The sequence below is a fragment of the uncultured Desulfobulbus sp. genome, from assembly GCF_963662935.2.
Taxonomy (GTDB): domain Bacteria; phylum Desulfobacterota; class Desulfobulbia; order Desulfobulbales; family Desulfobulbaceae; genus Desulfobulbus.
Genome location: NZ_CAXXTL010000002.1, coordinates 1,966,976 through 1,987,954, shown reverse-complemented (window position 1 = coordinate 1,987,954; position 20,979 = coordinate 1,966,976). Strand labels below are relative to the sequence as shown.

Below are 20,979 nucleotides of genomic sequence, written 5' to 3'. Positions count from 1 at the left end.
GTAGCGAAGTGGATAAGTTCATCCCTTAAGGTCTTGGACAACAATCATGGAAAACCCCGGCACCGAAAACCAGATCACCACCCTGCACACCTTCCATCGTCTTTTCCCCACGGAAGAGGCCTGTGTCGGGTTCCTTTTTCCATTGCGCTGGCCCCAGGGCTTTTCCTGTCCTTTCTGCCGTACCCGACACCCGCACTTCACGCCCCGCCGCTATCTTATCTGCCCGCATTGCGGCAACCGCAGCTCCCTAACCACCGGCACCCTGATGCACGGCGCCAAGAAGCCGCTCAAGGAATGGCTGCTGGCTATCTGGTGGTTCAGTGCATCTCATTTCGACGTCAGCGCCAAGGAATTGCAGCGTCTGCTCGGCGTCTCCTGTTATCAGACTGCCTGGACCTGGCTGCAGAAACTTCGTCTGGCCATGGGCAAGGCGGATGTCGTCCGGTGCCGGCGCGTGGTGGAAATCGGATGCGGACCGGTGGCGCCGGCTCATGAGCGCAAGGAACGGGCCCTGGTGCTGACGGCGGCGGAGATTGTGCTGGCCCTCGGTATCACCGGCCGAATCCGCATGCGGCATATCGCTGCGTTAAATGAAAAAACCTTGATGCTCTTTCTCCAGGAGAATGTCCTGGAAAACAGCTCCCTGCTCATCGCTGACCAACGCCTTCTCACCCTGCTCGAATCTGGCGGCAGCTACTCTGTCATGCCGGCACAGTCCGGGCAATCCACACGCATCAGCGAATTAAACCGCAGCTTTGAAAGCTGCCTCCACACCGTGCACCGAGGCGGTGTCACCGTCAAGCACCTCCAGCTCTACCTTGATGAATTCTGTTTTCGCAATAACGCCTCGCTCCTGCCCGACCATCTGGCGGTGTTCAAAGCCCTCGTTGGCGGCGTGCTGAGCGAATCGATAGAGCAGTACCGTCATGCGGTGCAAGCAGCTGCACCCTCGCAACTTTCGGAGAAGCGGCCATGAGAAACCCGGTTCAACTCGGCCTGCTGCTGCTGGCCCTCACTGCCATCGGCGTTTTCGGCTACAACGTCTATCTCCGGGAAACCACACCCCCGCAACGCGCTTACACCGAATTCCTCGCTGAACTGCGGCAGGGCACGATCGCCAAGGTCCATTTCCGGGGCCAGGCACTCACCGGCGAAGACAGCGCCAGCCGGCCCTTCGGCACCTTTGTTCCGGATGTGGGGGCCCTGGTGCCCCTGCTCCTGGAAAAAGAGGTGGCCATTACCGGTGAGGCCGAGGTCACTTCGGGGGTTGCCGATGGACTCAAGACCCTGTTGCCTTTCCTGCTCATCCTTGGCGGTTGGCTCATCTTCAGCAAGAAACCCTCGCAGGGCAACTTTGGCGCAGGCCGCGGCTCCCGTTTTACCCCGGTCAAAAGCGAACGCATCACCTTTGCCGATGTAGCCGGGATCACCGAGGCCAAGGAAGAACTGCAGGAGATTGTCGAATTCCTCAAGAACCCTGCAAAACATAGCCGTCTGGGTGGCCGCATCCCTAAGGGCGTCCTGCTGCAGGGCGCACCCGGAACCGGTAAGACCCTGCTTGCCAAGGCCATTGCCGGCGAGGCCTCGGTGGCCTTTTTCTCCATGGGCGGCTCGGATTTCGTCGAGATTTTCGCTGGCGTCGGGGCCTCGCGGGTACGCGAGCTGTTCGCGGAGGCCAAGAAAAGCGCCCCCTGCCTCATTTTCATTGATGAGATCGACGCCATCGGTGGTCGCCGCTCCGGCGGCCAGAACAGTGGCGCCAGCGATGAACGCGAACAGACCCTCAACGCCCTGCTGGTAGAGATGGACGGTTTCGATTCCGAGAAAACGATCATCATGATCGCCGCGACCAACCGGCCCGACATCCTCGATCCCGCCCTGCTGCGTCCCGGCCGATTCGACCGCCAGATCACCATCTCCCTGCCCGACGTCAAGGGACGTCTCAAAATCCTGGAGGTCCACGCCAAAAAAATCATCGCCATCCCTGAAATCGATCTCGCTGCCATCGCTCGCTCCATTCCGGGCTTTAGCGGCGCCGAAATCGCCAACTTGGTCAACGAAGCTGCCCTGACGGCAGCCAAACGCAACAAGGCTGCCGTTGAGATGACCGATTTTGAGGAAGCCAAGGACAAGATCGTCATGGGCCTGGAGCGCAAGAGCATCGTGGTCAGCGAAAAGGACCGCCGTCTCACCGCCTACCATGAAGCGGGTCACGCCATAGTCGGCCTGCTGCTTGAGGAAACCGACCCCCTGCACAAGATTACGATTATCCCTCGAGGAAGAGCCATGGGACTGACCCAGCAGGTCGCCCTGGACGAACGCCACACCTATTCCCGCGAATACCTCCTCAACCGGATTGCCATCCTCATGGGCGGCCGGGCGGCGGAGACGCTGGTTTTCAACCGTTTGACCACCGGCGCGAGCAATGACATCCTCCAGGCCACGGAGATTGCCGCCCGGCTGGTTTGTGAGTGGGGGATGAGTCCGGCCATCGGTCCCATTGCCTACATCAGAGGCAGCGAGGGATTTCTCGGCGAGAGCGGCAAGGTCAAGCCGCACAGCGAGATGATCGCCCGACGCATCGATCACGAAATCAAACACCTGATCGGTGGTTGTTACGACCAGGCCGCGGATGTTTTGAAAAAGCACAACCGATTTCTCCATAAATTCGCCGAGGCCCTACTGCTCAACGAAACCATGGACGCCGAAGAAGTCGACATTGTCTATCGCAGGTACCTGAAGGAACGGGATATTGAACGCTTATTGACGGAAAATGGAGGAAAGAATGACAGCACCAACACTCATGAACAGACGGAGGTTTTCTCATGAACATTAACCCCAAGGCCGCGCTCGCAGCCGCGGTCGTACTGCTGGTCGGGACACTGACAACGCCCGGCCTGGCCATGGACCAGATGGATGCGCCGGAAACGGTGACCATCAACACCTTGACCAACCTGTACAAGCCGGTCGAATTCAGTCACAAACACCATGCAAAGCTCGCCCGGTGCAAGGATTGCCATCACCACACCACCGGACAGGAAGACATGGACCCCAACTGCATCCGTTGCCATGCCAACTCGCCGGAGGCCAGTACTGTTTCTTGCAAGGATTGCCATACCCAGAAGCAGTTTTATCCCGAGCAGGTGACCGCTGCCGCCGGCAACCCCAATCTCTATCATATCGACAAACCCGGTTTGAAGGGAGCCTATCATCTCAACTGCGTGCCCTGCCATGTGAAAAAAAATGCGCCTTCCAACTGTGAAGGGTGTCATGCCCTCACCGACACGGGCAAACAGTTTTTCCATCTTGGCGACCAGGCAGAGGGCAAGGCCAACCCGGCCAAGGCTGGGACCAAAGACAGCCATGCCCGCTGATCGCGCCCATCCCCTGAATATCAACCACAAAGGTGAACGATAATGAAGAAACTGATCAACCGGAGAGGGTTTCTGCAGGGCAGCCTTGCCGCCTCTGCTGCGGCGACGATCTCCCTGGCAAAAACAACAGAGGCCGCGACCTTTGAAGGGTACCCCGACTCCATGGGAGTGCTGGTCGACCTGTCCCGCTGCGTCGGCTGCCGCAGCTGTGAGGCAGCCTGCAACAAGGAACAAAACCTGCCTGCCCCGGAAAAACCCTTCAACGATTTCTCGGTGTTCGACGAAATGCACCACGGCCAGAAGCGGCGCACCGACGAGACCAGCTACACCATCGTCAACCGCTATGAGATCCCCGGCCGGGAGCACCCGCTGTTTCGCAAAATCCAATGCAATCACTGCCAGGAACCTGCCTGTCTGACCTCCTGCTTCGTCAATGCCTACACCAAGACCCCGGAGGGCGCGGTCATCTATAATGTTGACGTCTGCGTCGGCTGCCGAACCTGCATGGTCGCCTGCCCCTTCTACATTCCGGCCTTCCGCTACTCCAGCGCCTTTCATCCCCGGATCATGAAGTGCGTCTTCTGCCATGAGACCCGCCTGACCAAGGGACTGCCGCCCGCCTGCGTCGAGGCCTGCCCGCAGGAGGCCCTGACCTTCGGCCGCCGCACCGACCTGTTGGCCGTGGGTAAACAACGCATCCGTGAAAACCCCGGCGCCTATGTCGACCACATCTACGGCGAGCACGAGGCCGGCGGGACGGCCTGGATGTATATTTCACCCGCACCCTTTGAGCAGGTCGGTTTTGACACCAGCGTGCCCAAGGAACCGATTCTCAACTACGTCAAAGATTTCCTGTCGATCGTCCCCATGGTGCTGACCGTCTGGCCGGCCCTGTTTGCCGGATTCCACCTGCTGGCGACCAGGAAAGACAAGTTGGAACAACAGAAAAAGAACGAGGGGGAGGTCTGAACCATGAACGCCTTTATCAACAACAAGCAAGAAATTCCGATTGCCTCCCATATTAATCCGAGCGGAGGCACCTGGAGCATCAAGGAAAAACTGTGGCTGGGTTTGAGCTTTGAGGAGTACAAGGCCCAATTTCTGCGCAACCCGGTCAATTGGGCCCTGATCTTCATCTTCGCCATTGGCGTACCGATCATCCTCCAGCGCTATTTCTTCGGTCTGGCCACGGTGACCCATGCCTCCAACGACTATCCCTGGGGGTTGTTCCTTGGTTTCGGCCTCTTTGGCATGGTGCCGCTGTCGGCCTCGGGATTCCTGCTCGGCACCACGGTGGAGATCTTCGGCCGCAAGGATTTCGTGCCCATCGAACGGTTGGCCCTACTCAACGGACTGCTGGGCTACTTCTTTGCCGTTGTTTACTTGGAGGTCGACCTGGGTATGCCCTGGCGCCTGTACTATCCGATGGTTGTCTCTCTGGGACCGGCGGCGGTTCTCTTCCTCGTTGCCTGGCATGTGGCCACCTACCTCTCGGTGCAGGTGGCGGAGGTGTCTTCGGCCTATTTTGAATGGATCGGCTGGCTCAAGGGCAAACGGTTCATCAAGTCCATCGCCGTCGGCCTGACCATCTCCGGCATCATCCTTTCCACCCTGCATCAGGGCGCCCTGGGGGCGTTGTTCACCTATGCGCCTTCCAAAGTCCATCCACTCTGGTTTTCCGCTAACTTTATGTGGATCCATTTTTTCTGCTCCGCCATCTTTGCCGGACTCTCAATGGTCATTGTGGCCAGCACCCTGTGCAAAAAATACATGGCCTGGCGTTGCGACAAGCGTTTTCTCGACAGCGTCGATGAACTGACCCTTGGCCTGGGCAAGGGCTGCGCCTACGCCCTTATCACCTATCTGGTGATCAAGATGGTCGGCGTTGCCCATGACAACGATTGGGCTCATCTGCTCACCGGCTGGGGCCAGTATTTTCTCCTGGAAATGGCGGTGGCGGTGGTCCTGCCGATGATCATGTTTGCGGTTGGAGTCAAAAACCGGATGGTGGGCATGGTCCGGTGGGCCGCACTGATCAGCGTGCTCGGCATCGTCTGGAATCGGCTCAACACCGCCCTGATCTGCTTTAACTGGCAGCTCTACCAGGAAATTCCGCACTGGAAAGAGGTCTGGGTCACCATCACCATCTTTGCCCTCTATTTCATCGTTTACCGCTTTATCCTCTACCGGCTGCCGATTCTCTATCAGTGGCAGGGTGAGAAATAATGCGTCCGGTTGCGGGTTCCGGCACCCCCCCGTCCTCTTTCCACGCCGGAACCCGTAACCACCCCGGAGGTGAGCAGTGACCGTTCGAACCCAAAGCCCAACCTTTTCCCGATGGTCGCATTGGCCGCTCAACCGGCTTTTTTCCGCCATCACCACCACGGTTCTGGTTTTTCTCGCGCTCGTCCTCGTCCTCGGCGTCCGCCAGTACTTGTTATATCACCAGTGCCGGGATGCGGTGACCAGCAGTGACCGCCTGCTGTTCCAGTTCACTGCGATCAAGGAGCACCTGAATGAATCGTTGCTCGCGGGCAAGGATATCAACCTGCGTGCCTTCAACGGCGAACTGCAGCATCTGGAAAAAGAAGTGGAGGGGTTGACAGGCAACATCCTCGTCCCCGAAGGGTTGAAAGGGTCCTTGCCCACCCGGGTCGATCTCGTCGGCCTGGAAGTCCAACTGCGTGCCATTCAGGAGCAGCGGCAAGAAAAAACCAAGGAGACGGCGGAACTGGTCCGCTCCCTGAACAACACCAATATCGGTCTCCAGCAGTTCCGATTTTCACTGAGTGACCACAACCAGACCATCCTGCTCGGATTACACCGGATTATCGTTGGCGCCCTGGGCCTGATCGTGGTCCTGTCCTGCACCCTGCTGTATCTGCTCAACCGTCATTTGGCTACCCCGATGCTCAACCTCTGCCGGTTGACCGAAGCGGAAGGCGAAAGCAAGGAGGGGGGTGAACTTGAATGTTCCCTGCAAACCCTGACCAGGCGGATCAACGGTTTGCTCGACGGGACGGGGGGACCGCAAAAGGGGAAGGGAGACGCTGATCTCACCGATCCCGGTCTCCTCCAGCGGGAAGCGCTGCGTTACCGGTACGCTGTCACCGGCTGTATAGGCGCGGAACTGGCCAGCGAACTGACCAATCGCATCAATGGGGTGATCAATTACACCCAGACCCTGATTGATATTGACGAACAGGGCGACAACAGGCACCAGGCCGCCGGTCTGTATCAATCGCTCATTCAAGAAGAAAAGAAGACCGCCGAACTGGTTGCAGCTCTCCAGCGAATCAGTCAGTGGCAGCCCGCCCGTGGCGGATCAAGCATTTCCTTGGCCTCCCTGTTTCGGATGCTGACGCTGGTCCTCGACAAACCGTTGCGAGCCGAGTCCATCGTCCTCAGCCTGCCCATCGAATGCCGCCATGAGGTAACGGTTGCCGCCGGTGATCTTTGGCTGGTGTTGCTCACCCTGCTGCAACAAGGCCGCCGTGCCCTCAGCCGCGAAGCCGCCGGCGCACAGACCGAAAAGCGGTTGAGCGTGGAGTGCCGGATGCATTCTGGAGAGCCCCGCCGCCTCGGCCTCGTGCTCACTAACAGCGCCGCCGCCTGGGACGAAGACAGCGCCGGATCGGTTTGGCCCTCACGGACCTTCTGCACACACCTGTTGCAGATGCACCAGGCCGCACTCGCCATTGAGGCGACCCCCGAGGGGGAACGGCTCCTCATTGACCTGCCGCACCGCATTTCCGTCGCCTGAATCCCCTTTCCCGCTCGACAACGCGCCACACTGGTGCGGCTATCCGACCTGCCAATTGCCTGCAGGGGCGCCGCTTAACCTGTCCGTCACACTTCGCAACACTAGCGTGCCGCACCCGCCACACCTTCGCCCTCCCTGCGCCACGAAGCTGTGGTTGCCGTGGTACCGCACCACGGTTTCGTGGCGCGGCACCACCTCTTCGCCAAAAACTATTTCGATCAAAACATCGTTGAATATCAATGAATTAGAAACAAATCCTTCTTTCTTTTCTCTTCGTTCCTCCTCTGGCATCAAGGGTGCAACTCCAAAGGCAAAGCAACGGAAACTCTGTAAACCAGATCACATAAGGAGGACACCATGACCACTCAAATCATCAACAAGAACGAGACCAAGACCGATGTTGCCCAGGAAACATCCAAATTCACCATCCGGGTTGTCATGACCATGGCCGGCCTGATCGGCCTCTGGGCGACGGCCTGCCTGATCGGCGGTCTGGCCAGCGGCGGCTTCGGCAATTTGATCAAGGGCTACATCAGCACCATTATCGGCTTCTAACCCATTGAATAAATAGAGAAAAAAGAGGAGTACAGCAATGTCCAACAGCAACAGCAGTAAACGGGTAACGGTCATCATGCTGGGGTTTGGAGCCCTGGTGGGACTCTGGGTTTCAGCCGCCTTTGTCGGCGCCCTGCATCAGGTCAACTGGCAGTTCGGCGAACTGGCACGACAATACATGCTGGCCACCGGCATGATGAAACCCCTGCACACCCTGGTCGACTATTACTCGCACATCAAGGGTGTTGAATACCTGATCTGTGTCGCCTTCTTCGTCGCCTTCCCGGTCTTCTTCAAGTACGTCAACAAGGAGAAGAGAACGGTGTCGGTGAGTAAGTAAGGGAATATCCGCCCCGGCGCGCAGCGGCATTGAAAAACACGAAAGCCCCCTCCCCGGATTGCCGGGGAGGGGGCTTTTTTTTTGTGGTTTGATTCGCTGCAACCCATTCATGAGGCCCGATCCAGCCACGCCCTGGGAGATTATGGCCTCAAGGGGAAAATGGGGGGCTCCCTACTTTCACTACCTTCCCTTTTATTCAATAAGTTGCGCCTTGCCACGGCCGAAGGACCAGTTCTCCGCCGCATTTTCGGCGAGGACGATCACGACATCATCTTCCGCCAATCCGGTCCTTGATGCGATCAGGGAGGCGATCTTGCGATAGAGGCGACGCTTCATTTCAACGGTGCGACCCTCTTTACAGGTGATATGGATATAGACGATGTCTTCGGTATGGGGAATTTCAAGATAGCTTGACGGAAAAACAAGCTGGTGCGGTTCGACCTCATGCACCACCTGAAACTTATCAAGCGCCGGCACGTTGAATTCCTCCATCAGCGCCTGATGCACCGACTCGGAAAGAGCGGCAATGTGCACCACGGATTTCCCGCGCACCAGCGAAATTTGGACAAAAGGCATAATCACACCCAATTATTTATAAATTACTGATCTAAGGAGAAAAAAAACCATCTTTGAAAACGCAGCCGCAAAGTGATGATTTCATCGCCCTCGGACACCTTTGCCTGTTCAACCGGAGGCCTCCTGAACGTTACGCCCCGAATTGTTCAATGGGTAAGATCTGCCTGCCATCTCTCCCCTTCACCCGATTAAGTGTCGTTGGATTGAATTCCAAGGGCGCGCGTTAAGGAGGACATAAGAGCGCCATATGCTCTTTGGATTTCGTTCTTCGATGGGATCGTATCGAGGTTGGAGAACTGGTCATTCCATTCAGCCTTCCATTCATAGCTTCCATCATACTGTCGGTCGCCATCGACTCCTTTTACTTTCGTACGCAAACGAGCATCATGCCCTGGACCTATAAAGGTTTCGAAAAGCAGATGTACATACGACTGGTATGCTTCATAGACGTCCGCTTCGAAAAGATGCCGATAGATGTTGAATGCTTTGTCGAGGTCGCGTTTCGACTGAATGGCATTTTGTGGGGATATTTCTTTCCAGTAGCCCACCCAGGTAAAGAAGCACAACAGGAGATTTAGCTGGGGCGCAACCAAGTCGTAGACGGCGATTCTCTTCTCAATGAGCTTTTGATTTGACCACTGAATCAGGTCAAGTCTCTTCATTCGTCTATTGAAAAACCAAGCAAGGATCGCGACCGAGACTGGCGTCAGAACACCGACCGCCAATTTAGCTATCTCAAGAGTATTCCATGGCGCTTCAGTCATCTGCGGTCTCCTAAATGACGAGTAACTCAACGTTGCGATAACCGGCCCGCGCGCTGTTTGCGGGTCCGTATTTATTGGCTTGATACTAGAGAAGGCCCCCTGAGCACCCGGCGGACTATTCCGCTATAATGGGGGTATCAGCAACCCTTAGCAAGGAGGCCTTCTCATGCGATTGTACACCAAGCAACACAAGCATTACTGTGGAATCGACCTGCACACCAACAAAATGTACCTGTGCATCCTCAGCCAGGAAGGGGACATCCTGCTCCATCGCAACATCAAGACCGAGCCGGAAACCTTCCTCAAAACCATCGCCCCCTATCGGGACGATCTGGTGGTGTGCGCCGAGTGCATGTTCTCCTGGTACTGGCTGGCCGATCTCTGCGCCACGGAAAACATCCCCTTTATCCTCGGTCATGCGCTCTACATGCGAGCCATCCACGGCGGCAAAAGCAAGAACGACAAGATTGACTCCCAGAAGATCGCTGCCTTGCTCAGGGGCGGCCTCATTCCCATGGCCTACGTGTATCCCCAGCGGATGCGTGCCACTCGGGACCTGATGCGCCGGCGCAACCATCTCATGCGCAAGCGGGCCGAGCTCTTTGCCCACACCCAGAATACCGCCAGCCAGTACAACCTGCAGGTGCCTCTGGGCCGGATCGCCAAACCGCAAAACCGGGAAGGCTTGCTGGATCGGTTCGACGATCCCTCGGTGTGCATGTCCATGGCCGCCAATCTCGACATGATCGACGCCTATGACCGGGTGTTGGCCGTCCTCGAACAGGACATCATTGCCCACGCAAAGGAGCATGACCCGACTGCTTATGCCCTCTTGAAGAGCATCCCCGGCGTGGGCCGGATCAATGCCCTCAATCTGCTCTATGAGATCGAGGACATCAGCCGCTTTCCCAGGGTTCAGGATTTCGCCTCCTATTGCCGCCTGGTCACCTGCTCCAAGGAATCCAACGGCAAGAAATACGGCAGTGGCGGCAAGAAGATCGGCAACGCCCATCTCCGCTGGGCCTTTTCCTTGGCTGCGCAACTGTTCCTCAAAAGCAACGAACCGGGCCGGCAATTCCACGACAAGCTGGTGCGGAAACACGGCAAAGGCAAGGCGCTTTCCATCCTGGCGCACAAGCTCGGCCGAGCGGTCTATTTCATGCTGAAAAACCGGCAGGGGTTCAACATGCATACGTTCCTGGCCGTCTAATCGAGGGGACGGGCGAGCCCGACACCTAACTGGAGCTTTTTTCGAGCATATCCGCATGGCCCTCCGGAGCATATCCTCCGTCTGCCGTCAGCATTATGGGCCATGGTCTGCCGGTTGCACCGCAGCCAGAAGGCTTGATTGGCCGTCCGTCCCGCTCGTTGAACATCTGCTTGTTGATGTGGTTCTGCCCCTCACCCGAGCCCGGCTCTAACTCTGGCATGCCGCCGCATGACCAAGCCGTTTTGAATGGGACGGCACGAGGGTACGCGATTGTTTCTAGGACGCGACAACAAAATCCTTGCCGCAATCACCCGGCCTTCGTTCCCGGCGAGCCCGCGAATGGAACCCGGTCTCCGACGAGCAAGAGAGTGGCCCATTCTCGACCGGGTTCCATTCGCTCGTTGCTCTTGCCAGCATCGTCTTAACTGGCAAAGTGGTTGATCCTCGATAAGTGTTTGGCGCAGAGTCACTCTGTCGTCGAATATGAAACCCAAGTCAGGGCGCGCTTCATCGGGCAATTGGTCGGATTGTACCGACCACAGAGTGATAAGTTCATCGCTCCCGGATACCTTTATCCGTTGACAACCGGGGGCCTTCTAAGTGTTAAGTCAAATAATTTATTTTATTCAGTAACAGCTTTTAGAAATTCATCGCCTAATTCAGTGCGATACAATAGAACCGTTTTTCCTCCTTTTTGATGTGATTTAGGCACGATAGTGCTTGCCAAACCATACTCCAGCAATAAGGCACTAGGCATATTCCATTCTCTTTCCGCACCTCCATCTTCAAGAATGTAATATCTAATACTTCTAGGTAGCATTAAAATATTGTTTTTAAACTCTCCGATTTCATTAAATGATTTAAGATCTTGTAGCAATATTGCTTCGTCTTTACTTAATGACGATAGCACATTTATAAAAAAAGGATGAGATTTACCACTAGTAATTTCAGTACAAAGCAAATTTGTCCACATTTCATTTAGTAGAAAATCTGTCTCTTTTGACAACTCTTCAACTATTCGTACCGTGGATCTAGGGCTAGAAACCGAACTCGGTTTTAACCCTTTTCTCTCAAGCTTATTTTTAGCTTTTTCTAGAGAGTACTCAAGGAGCGACCTTTCAATCTCAACCATATTATCAAACTTCTGCTTAATATATCTACCGAGACCGGAAGTGGTTTCAGTTATAGGTGCAATTATCTTTTCAAATGTTTTTATGGTTGTATCAGTTGTTTTTGTGTATACAGATTCCGGTATTGCTTTTGCTAATTTACCTAAACCAATCAGATCTATGCTTTTATCGTCATCGTTCATCATGGTTTCCTTTTTAGAGACCTAACAGTATTGATAGGTAAAAATACGTTGAAAATAACCAGCCAAGTTTAAGCGAGAAAACATCGCAAATCAATGCTCAATCAAAGCGTTAATCCAAGACTGGCCAAAGTTTCCGGTGATATGACAAAGTCAAAAGGGAATCTTGAGAAGTAGCCCGGCAACCGGCGGCAGCACCAACCGCCAATGTGTTGCTCAAATAAGTCGTCGCTGCGCCACTGATCGCCGGTGATTGCATGAATACCAGTTCGGGGCTGCATTGCCCTTTTGTTTCAGACAACCTCACTCCTTAAGGGTAAATTTCCAGGCGCAGAACCACTCTTCAGGGTGGGCATCGGGCGGACAGCCGACGCATTCGGTGGTGATGCGGGAGTCGATGGTTTGGGCAAAGGTGGGATACTCCACCATGCCGGCGGACTTACAGGGATAATCGGCCAGCCCCTTGCGCTTGCGAGCCGCCTGGACGCGGCAGTTGTTCATGTAGAAGATGATGCAGTTGTCGTCGACCTCTTCAATCGACTGTTCGTTGATATAGGCGTACATCCGCAGGGCCAGCGCCTTTTTCAAGGCAGGAATGCCGCCCTTGTCGGGCAGGTCGAGCAGTTTCTTGATCCGGGCCGCCTCGAAAGGGGAGAAGCGTGTCCAGCAGGTATCGTTGCACCGCTTGGCATCGCCCATGCCGAACCGTTTTTCCACCGCCTGAAACCAGATGCCGTCATTAGCCAGCCAATTGATGCTCAACTTTTCAATCAGGTCGGTCAACACCTCGCGCGGCAACGTCTTGAGAACTGCGGGGATGCCGTTCTCGGTCGGAAAATCGAGCGTTTTCCCCAAACGATCCACCTGATTGCCCACACTCGCCTGCCAGACATCGTCCTCCACTGCCAGGGCTTTTTCCAGTCCAACCTGATGTTCCACCTCGGCAAACCAGGCCCCGTAATGGACAATAGTCCGGCGGAAGGCGTCCATCACGATTCGGACCAGCATGTCATTATCGGCCTGATCAAGCATCTCTTTGCCACTGCTCATTTTTTTTCCTCCTTGGTTGCTTGCGATCCATTGGCATTCACCTCTACACTCAAAAAACGATAGTACAGGATTTGCAGGTTGAACGCATCCGCATCCTGTCTCTTCTCCGGCAAAACCGGGAGATTAGCCGGCCCGACGCGACAGGCTTTTTGAAAGTCCGCCTCGCCAATCCCTGCCAGTGACAGAAGGCCAAGGATGATCAACAGCAGCCCATCGCCCCACTGGCTTCCAGGATCGAATTGAATGGGCTCAGCCGGTGAAAACAACATTTATTGCCTCTATCGACTGCCCTTTCCCCGGAGAATGGTGTATACTGACACAAACTGAGCACCTGCTCAGCGTTAACCGAGCGAGCACTCAGCCCGTGCCCAACGCTCTCCATTCCAAAAATTTCAAGGGGTTACTTCGTATGCCGATAATTACTATATCTCGAGGCTCATACAGCCGAGGGAAAGAAGTTGCTGAAAAACTGGCTGAAAAACTAAATTATGACTGTGTTTCTCGCGAAATCCTCCTCGAAACTTCAGAGGAGTTCAATATTCCCGAAATAAGCCTGGTGCGAGCTATCCATGATTCACCGTCTATTCTGGATCGTTTTCGACATGGAAAAGAACGGTACATCAGCTATTACCAATATGCGCTCCTGAAGCACGTTCAAAAGGATAATGTCATTTACCATGGTCTTGCAGGGCAGTACTTTCTTCGCAATATTCCCCATGTTCTCAAGGTGAGAATTTTGGCCAATATTGAAGACCGGGTGAAAGAAATCATGAAACGTGATGAAATTTCACAAAAGGAAGCCCAGGATGTTTTAAGAAAAGACGATGAAGAGCGCCGTCGATGGGGATTGAAGCTGTATGGCACCGACACCTGGGACAGCCGCCTTTATGACATGGTTCTTCTTGTTGATCGATTGAGCGTTGATAACGCTGTCGAATTAATTATCCAAGCCTCTATAATGCCTGCATTCCAAACAACGACTGAATCACAAAGAATTATCAACGACAAACTGTTATGTGCCAAAATCCATGCAATGCTTGTTAACTTTTCATTCCTGATAGAGGTTGAAGTCAGCAATGGCATTGTCACTCTTTCCAACATCGGGGAAGTCTTGCGAACCGACAAGTCGATCAGGGAAAAAATAGAATCTCTGATAAGAGAAATAGATGGAGTGAATGAAATTAAATTTGCCGAAAAAACAGATGACAAACAAGACCACATCAACCCGTTTCTCAATATATGATGGTTTCGCAAAAAGTCGATTCATGTCATTTCGACGAGCACAGCGAGGAGAAATCTCATGATAATTCTAGAGATTTCTCGCTACGCTCGAAATGACACAACCGAGTGTTTTCCCTTTTTACGAGTTCATCAATATACAATAATTAAACCGAACTTGGAGAGTTGAAAGCATCAGAGGTGGTCGCATGCTTCGCACCCGTCCACCTTGCCCGAACCGTGACGCCAGCAGGTCGGGTCGGAGGCCAGATAGTCGCCGGTCAGCTGGTAGGCCGCGCCCCGGCAGCCGTAGCACTCACCACTTTTTTCGCAACTGCCGCAGGCCCCTTTGATCATCTCCCGGTAATTCTTCAGATTCCTGACCACCTCGCTGTTTTTGAGAATATCGGCCAACCGCTGGTTGCGGATGTTCTCCAAGGCGATAGTGACGCCCACACAGGGCATGACCTCCCCGTTGGCGGTAACCACGCAGGAAACCTGATGCCGCATGCACCGGTTGCCCACCAGCGGGGGCTGCGGTTCCCAGATGCGGCCGAAGCGTTCGCGGTCCATGGTGGAAAGCTGGACAAAGAGCTCGCGGAGTTCCGCCGCCTCGACCCCGAGCCAGGTATTTTCCAGGGCATTGGCCTGGGGGGTGAGGATCTCAAAATAGGGTTCAATGCTGCGTGTGCGCAACCAATGCCACAGATCCGGCAATTCTGCCAGATTCTGGCGGCAAATAATGGTGCTGGCAGCGAGAAATAAATCATCCGAGGGATAGCCCGCCCGGCGGAGATGCTCCAGTGCCTGGCCGATGATGGCAAAGGCCCCTTTCTTCCCGGCCAGCCGATCCTGGACGCTCGGATCGAGGGAGTTCATCTTGACCACCACCCGCGCCTTTTCCTCGGCCAGCACCTCGGCCAGTTCTTCGGTCACGCCGGTGCCGTTGGTGAAGATCTCGATTTGCAGCCCCAGGCTGCCGAGATAGCGGAGCATCTCCACCAGATGCGGATATATGGAGGGCTCGCCTCCAAGGATGATAATCTTGCGGGCCCCCAATTCCTTCGCCTGGAGGATGACATCCTTGATTTCCGCCCGCGAGAGTTCGCCCGCGCTGGCCGTTCGGTCGGCCAGATAGCAGTAGGCGCAGCGGAAATTGCAGGCCCGGCTGAATTCGATCTCCATGGACAGCAACCGATCGGCCGCTGCCGCCACCCGGATCTCTTCCTCGGTGAATTCCAGATTATAGAGCTGCATCCGGTCAATACCCCGCGAGATCTTTGAAGGTGTTGATCCGTTCCCAGCGCTGCACCTCCCGTTGATAGCGCCCTTCCCATCCCCCTTTGCGCATGATCCGCCAGTAGTGCAGCTTGAGAAAGGGCTTGAAGGCAAAACGCCAGATCGAGGTCCAGAGCCGTCCCTGCTTGCGGGCCGGAGCAGGCGGGTTCCACCAGCCAAGCACCTCCTGGCGTTGCAACCAGAACTGGTACTGCAACTGGGCCGCCGTCAGGTACTTGGTACGCACATTGGCCCAGAGGCCGCTGTATTTCTTGTAATCTTCCTGATTGTCGATCAAGCCTTGCTCCAGGAGATTCTGCCGCATCCCGGTTTTGGGATAGGGGGTGAGGATCTGGCAGTAGGAGGCGTCGGCGCCAATGCTGACAAAAAACTCATAATTTTCCCGGATCGAGTCCGCATCGTCCTCGGGAAAACCGAAGATGAGCCCACCAATCACCATCATCCCGTATTTATGGCAGTTTTCAGTTGCCTTTCGTGAGGCGGCCACGATGTCGCCCTTGCCGGCGTCGCTCAGATTCTTTTTTGAGCCGTTTTCAATGCCGAGGAAAACGGAGCGGAACCCGGCCTGGGCCATCTTGGCCACCATGGGTTCGTTGGTGGCCATGGAGATGCAGTCCGCCTGCACCACCAGATTGAGCCCCTGGTACTTGCGGGCAATAATGGCGTCGCAGAGTTCCACCACCCGGCCGGGATTGAGTACCATGTTGTCGTCGGTGATGAACACCCACTTGGTCTTGCGTTTAAAATAGATATCGTCGAGATCTTCCAGCACCCGGCTGATCGGGTAAGTGCGGAAGGTCCGGCCGTACATGTGCTTCATGCTGCAGAAATTGCAGGAGCGGGTGCAGCCCCGGGAGGTCTCCATCAATTCGATCTTGGAATAGATGATGTGGTAGCCCCAGGTCAGGCGGCGCTGGTCGCGGATAGGCAGTTTAAGGGTGCTGAGATCCAGGTTCTCGCCCCGGGGATTGTGGACGAAGATGCCGTCCCGTTTATAGGAGAGCCCCGGTATGGCGGTGAGGTCATCGCGCCCAGCCAAAGCATTCACCAACCGCCGGCAGCACTCCTCGCCCTCGCCCCGGATAATGAAATCAATCCATTGGGACTCGGGCGACTCCGCGATCTCTTCCGCCATCAGGGTGGCATGATAGCCGCCGATGACGATCTTGACCTGCGGCCGGATCTCCTTGAGCAGATGGGCGATTTTGATGCAGGTGTCGTACTGCCAGGCCATGGCCGAGAGCCCGATCAGGTCCGGCTGGATGCGGCCCACCATCTTGGTGAGGTATTTCTTGATCGAACGGCGCTTGCGGATCAGATCGATCAGAAAGACCTGGTGGTCGTCGTCGATGTTGCCGCCGACCGAGGCGATGCCGTGATTGGGCATGTGCACCGCGGTTTCATGGATTATGATCGGCACCACGTCCGGCATGGATATGAGCAGAACCTTCATTGTTCGATCTCCGACGGATGATTGGGGGAACGGTACGAATGGGTTTCATTGCCTGGCACGGCCTCCGATCGGCAGCGCTCCAAAACCTCGCGGACACGATGGCTGAGGTCGGCCAGACGGGGTTGGGGCTCACCGGAGGCAATCGTCTCGACCAGACGGATGCTAATCTCCCTGGGCTCGCGGGTGGAAAAAACAAAGGTTCCCGGAGCAAAGAGCCGGTCGGTATTGTGCAGGCAGAGGATATGCACCGGGGCGCGGCATTGGCGGGCAATTTTCAAGGCCCCCTGATTGAGGGCACCGATGCTGCCGTCCCGGATCCGGGTCCCTTCGGGGAAGACAAAGAGATTGCCGCCGCCGGCGAGATAGGCCTCCATGGTAGCCATCTGGGCGAGCATCATCCCGGCGAACCGGCCCGTGGCCGTGGCCGGCAGATAGCCGGCAATGCGGATCACCCAGCCAAAGATGGGCAGGGTGAAAAAGATCGATTTGACCACGGTTTTGGAGCGGTGCAGCAGGGCGATCAGCAGCAGCGGGTCCAGGTAGGAGCGATGGTTGCAGACGATCACCGAGGAACGGAGGGCTTGGATGCGCTCGTCGATAACCCAATGCTGCCGGGGGGCAAGGGTTCGCAAGAGGGCAAAGAACCCCCGGTAAAAGGCCCGATTGTAGCGCTGGAAGGCCTCTTCTTTAGAGGAGGAAAAAAGGGCGGCGACGATGTAGAGAGGGGAAAAAAAGATGAGAAAACCCAGGGTGAAGTAGAGCCAGCAGGTCAGGGTGACCCCTATATCGAGCAACCTGTCCGCCCCCCTGCCCCGCACAGCCTAGAGCGCCTCGCGGCCGTTTTTGACCAGCAGGCAGGTGTTGACCCCACCGAAGGCGAAATTCTGGACCGAGGCAATTTTCGTCTTAGCCTCAATCACTCCTGGGGTATGGCGGACCATGCCGCAGCGGGGATCCACCTCTTCCAGATTGAGCGTGGGGGCCAGAAACCCTTCCGCCATCATATAGAGGGTCATGATCAGCTCGATCACCCCGCAGGTCCCCATGGTGTGGCCGGTGTAGCTTTTCAGGCCGGTCACGTGGGGTCCAAGGCCGTAGACCGCCTCAATGGCCTGGGATTCGATGATGTCCCCCATCTTGGTGGCCGTGGCATGGGCACAGATGTACTCGACCGCCTCTGGATTGATCGCCGCATCGGCAAGAGCCAAGCGCAGGGTGGATGTGATGCCCTGGAGATTGGGCAGGATCAAATCGCCACCGTTGTTATTGCAGGCAAAACCGATAACCTCGGCCAGAATCGGGGCGCCCCGTTTCTTGGCGGCCTCGTATTCCTCGAGCAGGACCGCGCCGCCGCCCTCGCCGACCACCAGGCCGTCGCGTTTTCTGTCAAAAGGCCGGGGGGTGCATTCGGGCCGGTCGTTGTAGCCGACCGAGCAGGCCAGCAGATTGTCGAACACCGCCACGGTGGTGGTGTCGTACTCGTCGGCGCCGCCGCAGAGCATGGCGTCCTGCATGCCGTACTTGACCATCTCGTAGCCGAAGCCAATGGCCTGACTGCTGGTGGTGCAGGCGGTGGAAGAGGCGATCACCCGGCCGGTGATGCCGAACATCCGGGTGATGTTGACGGCGGTGGTGTGGACCATGGAGCGGAGATAATCGACCGCGCCGATGGAGGAAAATTCCGTATCCAGGTTTTGGAAAAAGGTCTTGTAAATCTCCCGCTGCACCGTGGGGCTGCCGTGAGTGGAACCAAAGGCCACCCCGAGCCGTCCCGAGCTGATGAAGTCCGGGGAAAGACCGGATTCGGCCAGGACATCCCTTGCCACCTGACAGGCGTAATAGGCCACCGGCCCCATGGTTTTGCGCTGCGAGCGGGTGAATTCGTAGGCAATGGGATAATCGACGGTGCCGAATACCCGAGAGTGGATATGGCCGGTCAGGAGACCGTCGTCACGCAGGGGTTTGACTCCTGATCGGCCCTGCTGGAGGCTGTCAACGATGTCCTTCTTACCGTACCCGATAGGGGTGATTGCGGAACAGGCGGTAATGACGACGCGGCGCTTCATCGGTTTTGAGGGCGGGTTACTGGGCGCGACCCTGTTGGATCGTTTCCAGGTAATCGAGGATATCGTTGATCGTCCTGATTTCCATGGCCTTTTCCTTCTCCTCCCGGGTCAGGGAGACGCCGAGGATGCGTTCAATCTTACCGAGCAGTTCAATGGCATCGATACTGTCAAAGCCGTGGTCGTCGCGGAGATTATCGTCCAGGCCTGGTTGCTGGAACTCAAAATCCTGAACAAGGATGGTCAGGATTTTTTCTTGCAGTGCATCTCTGGTCATGGCAGGTCGTTGTGGTAGCGGGTCAGGGGAGCTAAGATCTCAAAAAACTTGAGATACTACCCTTCTTTCCGGTAAAAGGAAAAGAAAATATTGCGCGCAAAAGCGGCCCCCAAAGGCCCCTTTCCCGGCGGATTATACCCTTTCCGACTCCTGAGCAGGAGGATGCAGAAAGCGATTGAAATGGTACCACTCAAAGGGGTGGGCACGCAGCGCCTCCTCCAGCAGGTCGGCATAATGCTGGGCAGCCTCGGCAAGGGCCGCTTGCCGCTCCCTTCTCCCGGCGGATTTGATCCATATCGGCTCGGAAAAGGTGAACTGATAACGGTTGTTCCCGGTGCGAAAGGCAAAAAAAACGAAAATCGGGGCGCCGGACACCAGGGCAAAGATAAAGGGGGCCTCCGGAACGAAGGCGAGGCCACCGAGAAAGGTCACGGCAATCCGGCGCTGATCCGGCCGCCAGACCACATCTCCGGTCATCGACACCAGCCCGCCGCTCTGCAGCACCCGCACGCCTTCAACCGCCGCAAAGGGTGAGGCCAGGCCCTGATCGACGCCGATGATCCTGACCCCGGCCCGTTGCAGTTCCTCCTTCTGGGTCCGCTCCACCCCCTCTTTCTCCTTCACACCCATGTAGAGCAGCAAGTGCAGGTCCCGGCGCTGCTGCATCAGCAGCCGGGCCGCCATCTCCCAGTTCCCCAGGTGGGACATGAGCAGGATGGCTCCGCCCTGGTCGAGCCGGGTCTGCAACCCCTCCTCTCCCTGGCAGGCAAACTCCGGCGCACGACCCTGGTTGCCAAGAAACCGGTCAAAATGAATAGTGGTGAAGTTCTGATACTGCAGGAAGGTGCACCAGAGGTGATAGCCGCTGCTCCGATGGGGAAAGAGAGCGGCGTACAGACGGCGGCTTTCCTTGACCCGGCGGGAACAGAGGAAATAGCCGGTGGCGATGATCCGGGCGACCAGGGCAAAGAGCCAAGGGCCGAGCAGGCGGGCAGCCCGCACCAGGATAGCGTGGTAATCGATGGTCATCGCCGGCGATCCCGCCGAAAAAGGCGTGAGCAGATCAGCCGGCAAAAGGTGGCCGAATTACGGAGAAAGTCGGGCCAGGGGCGGAAATGACTGACCCGAACCCCCTTGGGCTGGTAGACGACCGACACCGGCACCTCGACAATGGCGAGGCCGCTCTGCCGGGCCCGAACCAGAACCTCGACCTCGAACTGATATCTTCGGGCCCGGACACCCAACTCCAGGGTTTCGGGCAGGGGATAGAGACGGAACCCAGACTGGGAATCGGCAATCCAGGGTCCGCCCGAGGCCCAGACCCAGAAGTTGGAAAACCCGCGGCCGAAACGGCTAGTCCAGGGCACGTTTTCCCCAACCATGCCCTGGCGTTTTCCCACCACCAGCACCCGTTCGCCTTGCCGGGCGATGGCCAGCAAAGCCTGGCCGTCCGCCGGATTATGCTGGCCATCGGCATCAATGGTCAGGGCCCAGTCACAGGTTGAAGCGGCAGCGGCAAAGCCGGTGAGCAGGGCCGCGCCCTTGCCCCGGTTGACCGGGTGGCGGAGCACGGTGATTCCTGCCTGGGTTGCCAGAACCGCCGGGGTGGTGTCGGTGGAGCCGTCGTCGACCACAAAAATCGGCAGCCCGAGGTGCCGCGCGGTGTTGATCACCTCGCCGACCCCGGCCTCGTGGTTGTAGACCGGGATAAGAACAGCCGCGCGCATC

The 20,979-nt window shown here is 56.5% G+C and carries 24 protein-coding genes; 10 read left to right on the top strand and 14 right to left on the bottom strand.

The window, feature by feature from the left end; genetic code table 11:
• Nucleotides 1–46 precede the first annotated feature (46 nt).
• The 6 genes from ACHZCX_RS13175 (at nucleotide 47) to ACHZCX_RS13150 (ending at nucleotide 7,137) form a co-directional block, all read left to right on the top strand.
• The gene (locus ACHZCX_RS13175) at nucleotides 47–976 is read left to right on the top strand and encodes a transposase (RefSeq protein WP_319587675.1); all 930 of its coding nucleotides are present in this window, start codon (nucleotides 47–49) and stop codon (nucleotides 974–976) included.
• Nucleotides 973–2,829: an ATP-dependent zinc metalloprotease FtsH gene (ftsH, locus tag ACHZCX_RS13170; protein ID WP_319587674.1), complete on the top strand. Its 1,857-nt coding sequence runs from the start codon at nucleotides 973–975 to the stop codon at nucleotides 2,827–2,829. The genes ACHZCX_RS13175 and ftsH overlap by 4 nt, the downstream gene beginning before the upstream one ends.
• Nucleotides 2,826–3,374 (top strand): cytochrome c3 family protein, encoded by a 549-nt coding sequence (locus ACHZCX_RS13165; RefSeq protein ID WP_319587673.1) that lies wholly within the window; start codon nucleotides 2,826–2,828, stop codon nucleotides 3,372–3,374. The genes ftsH and ACHZCX_RS13165 overlap by 4 nt, the downstream gene beginning before the upstream one ends.
• A 42-nt stretch (nucleotides 3,375–3,416) precedes the next feature.
• Complete coding sequence (locus ACHZCX_RS13160; protein WP_319587672.1) at nucleotides 3,417–4,343, top strand: 4Fe-4S dicluster domain-containing protein; 927 nt, start codon at nucleotides 3,417–3,419, stop codon at nucleotides 4,341–4,343.
• 3 nt (nucleotides 4,344–4,346) lie between these two features.
• Entirely contained in the window at nucleotides 4,347–5,600 is a 1,254-nt protein-coding gene (locus ACHZCX_RS13155) for a polysulfide reductase (RefSeq protein ID WP_319587671.1), read from the top strand.
• 76 nt (nucleotides 5,601–5,676) lie between these two features.
• Complete coding sequence (locus ACHZCX_RS13150) at nucleotides 5,677–7,137, top strand: hypothetical protein (RefSeq protein WP_319587670.1); 1,461 nt, start codon at nucleotides 5,677–5,679, stop codon at nucleotides 7,135–7,137.
• Nucleotides 7,138–7,176: 39 nt separating this feature from the next.
• Here the strand turns inward: ACHZCX_RS13150 and ACHZCX_RS13145 are convergent, their stop codons facing one another.
• Nucleotides 7,177–7,428: a hypothetical protein gene (locus ACHZCX_RS13145; protein WP_319587669.1), complete on the bottom strand. Its 252-nt coding sequence runs from the start codon at nucleotides 7,426–7,428 to the stop codon at nucleotides 7,177–7,179.
• 66 nt (nucleotides 7,429–7,494) lie between these two features.
• On the opposite strand from ACHZCX_RS13145, the gene ACHZCX_RS13140 reads away from it, so the two are divergent.
• Complete coding sequence (locus tag ACHZCX_RS13140; RefSeq protein WP_319587668.1) at nucleotides 7,495–7,692, top strand: hypothetical protein; 198 nt, start codon at nucleotides 7,495–7,497, stop codon at nucleotides 7,690–7,692.
• Nucleotides 7,693–7,729: 37 nt separating this feature from the next.
• Nucleotides 7,730–8,032: a hypothetical protein gene (locus tag ACHZCX_RS13135; protein ID WP_319587667.1), complete on the top strand. Its 303-nt coding sequence runs from the start codon at nucleotides 7,730–7,732 to the stop codon at nucleotides 8,030–8,032.
• 192 nt (nucleotides 8,033–8,224) lie between these two features.
• On the opposite strand, the gene ACHZCX_RS13130 is transcribed toward ACHZCX_RS13135, so the two are convergent.
• Together ACHZCX_RS13130 and ACHZCX_RS13125 are read right to left on the bottom strand one after the other, a co-directional pair.
• The gene (locus ACHZCX_RS13130) at nucleotides 8,225–8,608 is read right to left on the bottom strand and encodes a tautomerase family protein (RefSeq protein WP_319587666.1); all 384 of its coding nucleotides are present in this window, start codon (nucleotides 8,606–8,608) and stop codon (nucleotides 8,225–8,227) included.
• A 188-nt stretch (nucleotides 8,609–8,796) separates the two neighbouring features.
• Nucleotides 8,797–9,372, bottom strand: a complete 576-nt coding sequence (locus ACHZCX_RS13125; protein ID WP_319587665.1) for a hypothetical protein — start codon at nucleotides 9,370–9,372, stop codon at nucleotides 8,797–8,799.
• A gap of 166 nt (nucleotides 9,373–9,538) precedes the next feature.
• Between ACHZCX_RS13125 and ACHZCX_RS13120 the strand changes: the two genes are divergently transcribed.
• Nucleotides 9,539–10,582, top strand: a complete 1,044-nt coding sequence (locus tag ACHZCX_RS13120) for an IS110 family transposase (protein ID WP_319585255.1) — start codon at nucleotides 9,539–9,541, stop codon at nucleotides 10,580–10,582.
• A 25-nt stretch (nucleotides 10,583–10,607) separates the two neighbouring features.
• Here ACHZCX_RS13120 and ACHZCX_RS13115 read toward each other — a convergent pair whose 3' ends face one another.
• The 4 genes from ACHZCX_RS13115 to ACHZCX_RS13100 all read right to left on the bottom strand — a co-directional run bounded on the left by ACHZCX_RS13115 (nucleotide 10,608) and on the right by ACHZCX_RS13100 (nucleotide 13,210).
• Entirely contained in the window at nucleotides 10,608–10,802 is a 195-nt protein-coding gene (locus ACHZCX_RS13115; protein WP_319585256.1) for a hypothetical protein, read from the bottom strand.
• A 402-nt stretch (nucleotides 10,803–11,204) separates the two neighbouring features.
• On the bottom strand, nucleotides 11,205–11,897 hold the full coding sequence (locus ACHZCX_RS13110; protein WP_319587664.1) for an Abi-alpha family protein: 693 nt from the start codon (nucleotides 11,895–11,897) through the stop codon (nucleotides 11,205–11,207).
• A gap of 297 nt (nucleotides 11,898–12,194) precedes the next feature.
• Entirely contained in the window at nucleotides 12,195–12,941 is a 747-nt protein-coding gene (locus ACHZCX_RS13105; RefSeq protein ID WP_319587663.1) for a DUF6125 family protein, read from the bottom strand.
• A complete protein-coding gene (locus ACHZCX_RS13100) occupies nucleotides 12,938–13,210 on the bottom strand; it encodes a hypothetical protein (protein ID WP_319587662.1) in 273 nt (90 codons plus the stop codon). Before ACHZCX_RS13100 ends, ACHZCX_RS13105 begins: the two co-directional genes overlap by 4 nt.
• 140 nt (nucleotides 13,211–13,350) lie before the next feature.
• Here ACHZCX_RS13100 and ACHZCX_RS13095 point away from each other — a divergent pair, with 140 nt between their 5' ends.
• Complete coding sequence (locus tag ACHZCX_RS13095) at nucleotides 13,351–14,184, top strand: cytidylate kinase family protein (RefSeq protein ID WP_319587661.1); 834 nt, start codon at nucleotides 13,351–13,353, stop codon at nucleotides 14,182–14,184.
• Between the two features lie 170 nt (nucleotides 14,185–14,354).
• Here ACHZCX_RS13095 and ACHZCX_RS13090 read toward each other — a convergent pair whose 3' ends face one another.
• The 7 genes from ACHZCX_RS13090 to ACHZCX_RS13060 all read right to left on the bottom strand — a co-directional run bounded on the left by ACHZCX_RS13090 (nucleotide 14,355) and on the right by ACHZCX_RS13060 (nucleotide 20,978).
• Nucleotides 14,355–15,416 (bottom strand): radical SAM/SPASM domain-containing protein, encoded by a 1,062-nt coding sequence (locus tag ACHZCX_RS13090; protein WP_319587660.1) that lies wholly within the window; start codon nucleotides 15,414–15,416, stop codon nucleotides 14,355–14,357.
• 4 nt (nucleotides 15,417–15,420) lie between these two features.
• Nucleotides 15,421–16,911 (bottom strand): B12-binding domain-containing radical SAM protein, encoded by a 1,491-nt coding sequence (locus ACHZCX_RS13085; protein WP_319587659.1) that lies wholly within the window; start codon nucleotides 16,909–16,911, stop codon nucleotides 15,421–15,423.
• Nucleotides 16,908–17,705, bottom strand: a complete 798-nt coding sequence (locus ACHZCX_RS13080) for a lysophospholipid acyltransferase family protein (protein ID WP_319587658.1) — start codon at nucleotides 17,703–17,705, stop codon at nucleotides 16,908–16,910. Before ACHZCX_RS13080 ends, ACHZCX_RS13085 begins: the two co-directional genes overlap by 4 nt.
• Nucleotides 17,706–17,732: 27 nt before the next feature.
• Nucleotides 17,733–18,977, bottom strand: a complete 1,245-nt coding sequence (locus tag ACHZCX_RS13075) for a beta-ketoacyl synthase N-terminal-like domain-containing protein (protein WP_319587657.1) — start codon at nucleotides 18,975–18,977, stop codon at nucleotides 17,733–17,735.
• Nucleotides 18,978–18,993: 16 nt separating this feature from the next.
• Nucleotides 18,994–19,251: a phosphopantetheine-binding protein gene (locus tag ACHZCX_RS13070; RefSeq protein WP_319587656.1), complete on the bottom strand. Its 258-nt coding sequence runs from the start codon at nucleotides 19,249–19,251 to the stop codon at nucleotides 18,994–18,996.
• A 132-nt stretch (nucleotides 19,252–19,383) separates the two neighbouring features.
• Nucleotides 19,384–20,280 carry a lysophospholipid acyltransferase family protein gene (locus ACHZCX_RS13065; protein ID WP_319587655.1) on the bottom strand — a complete coding sequence of 299 codons (897 nt, stop codon included), beginning with the start codon at nucleotides 20,278–20,280 and terminating at the stop codon, nucleotides 19,384–19,386.
• Nucleotides 20,277–20,978, bottom strand: a complete 702-nt coding sequence (locus ACHZCX_RS13060) for a glycosyltransferase family 2 protein (RefSeq protein WP_319587654.1) — start codon at nucleotides 20,976–20,978, stop codon at nucleotides 20,277–20,279. Before ACHZCX_RS13060 ends, ACHZCX_RS13065 begins: the two co-directional genes overlap by 4 nt.
• Nucleotide 20,979: the final 1 nt, after the last annotated feature.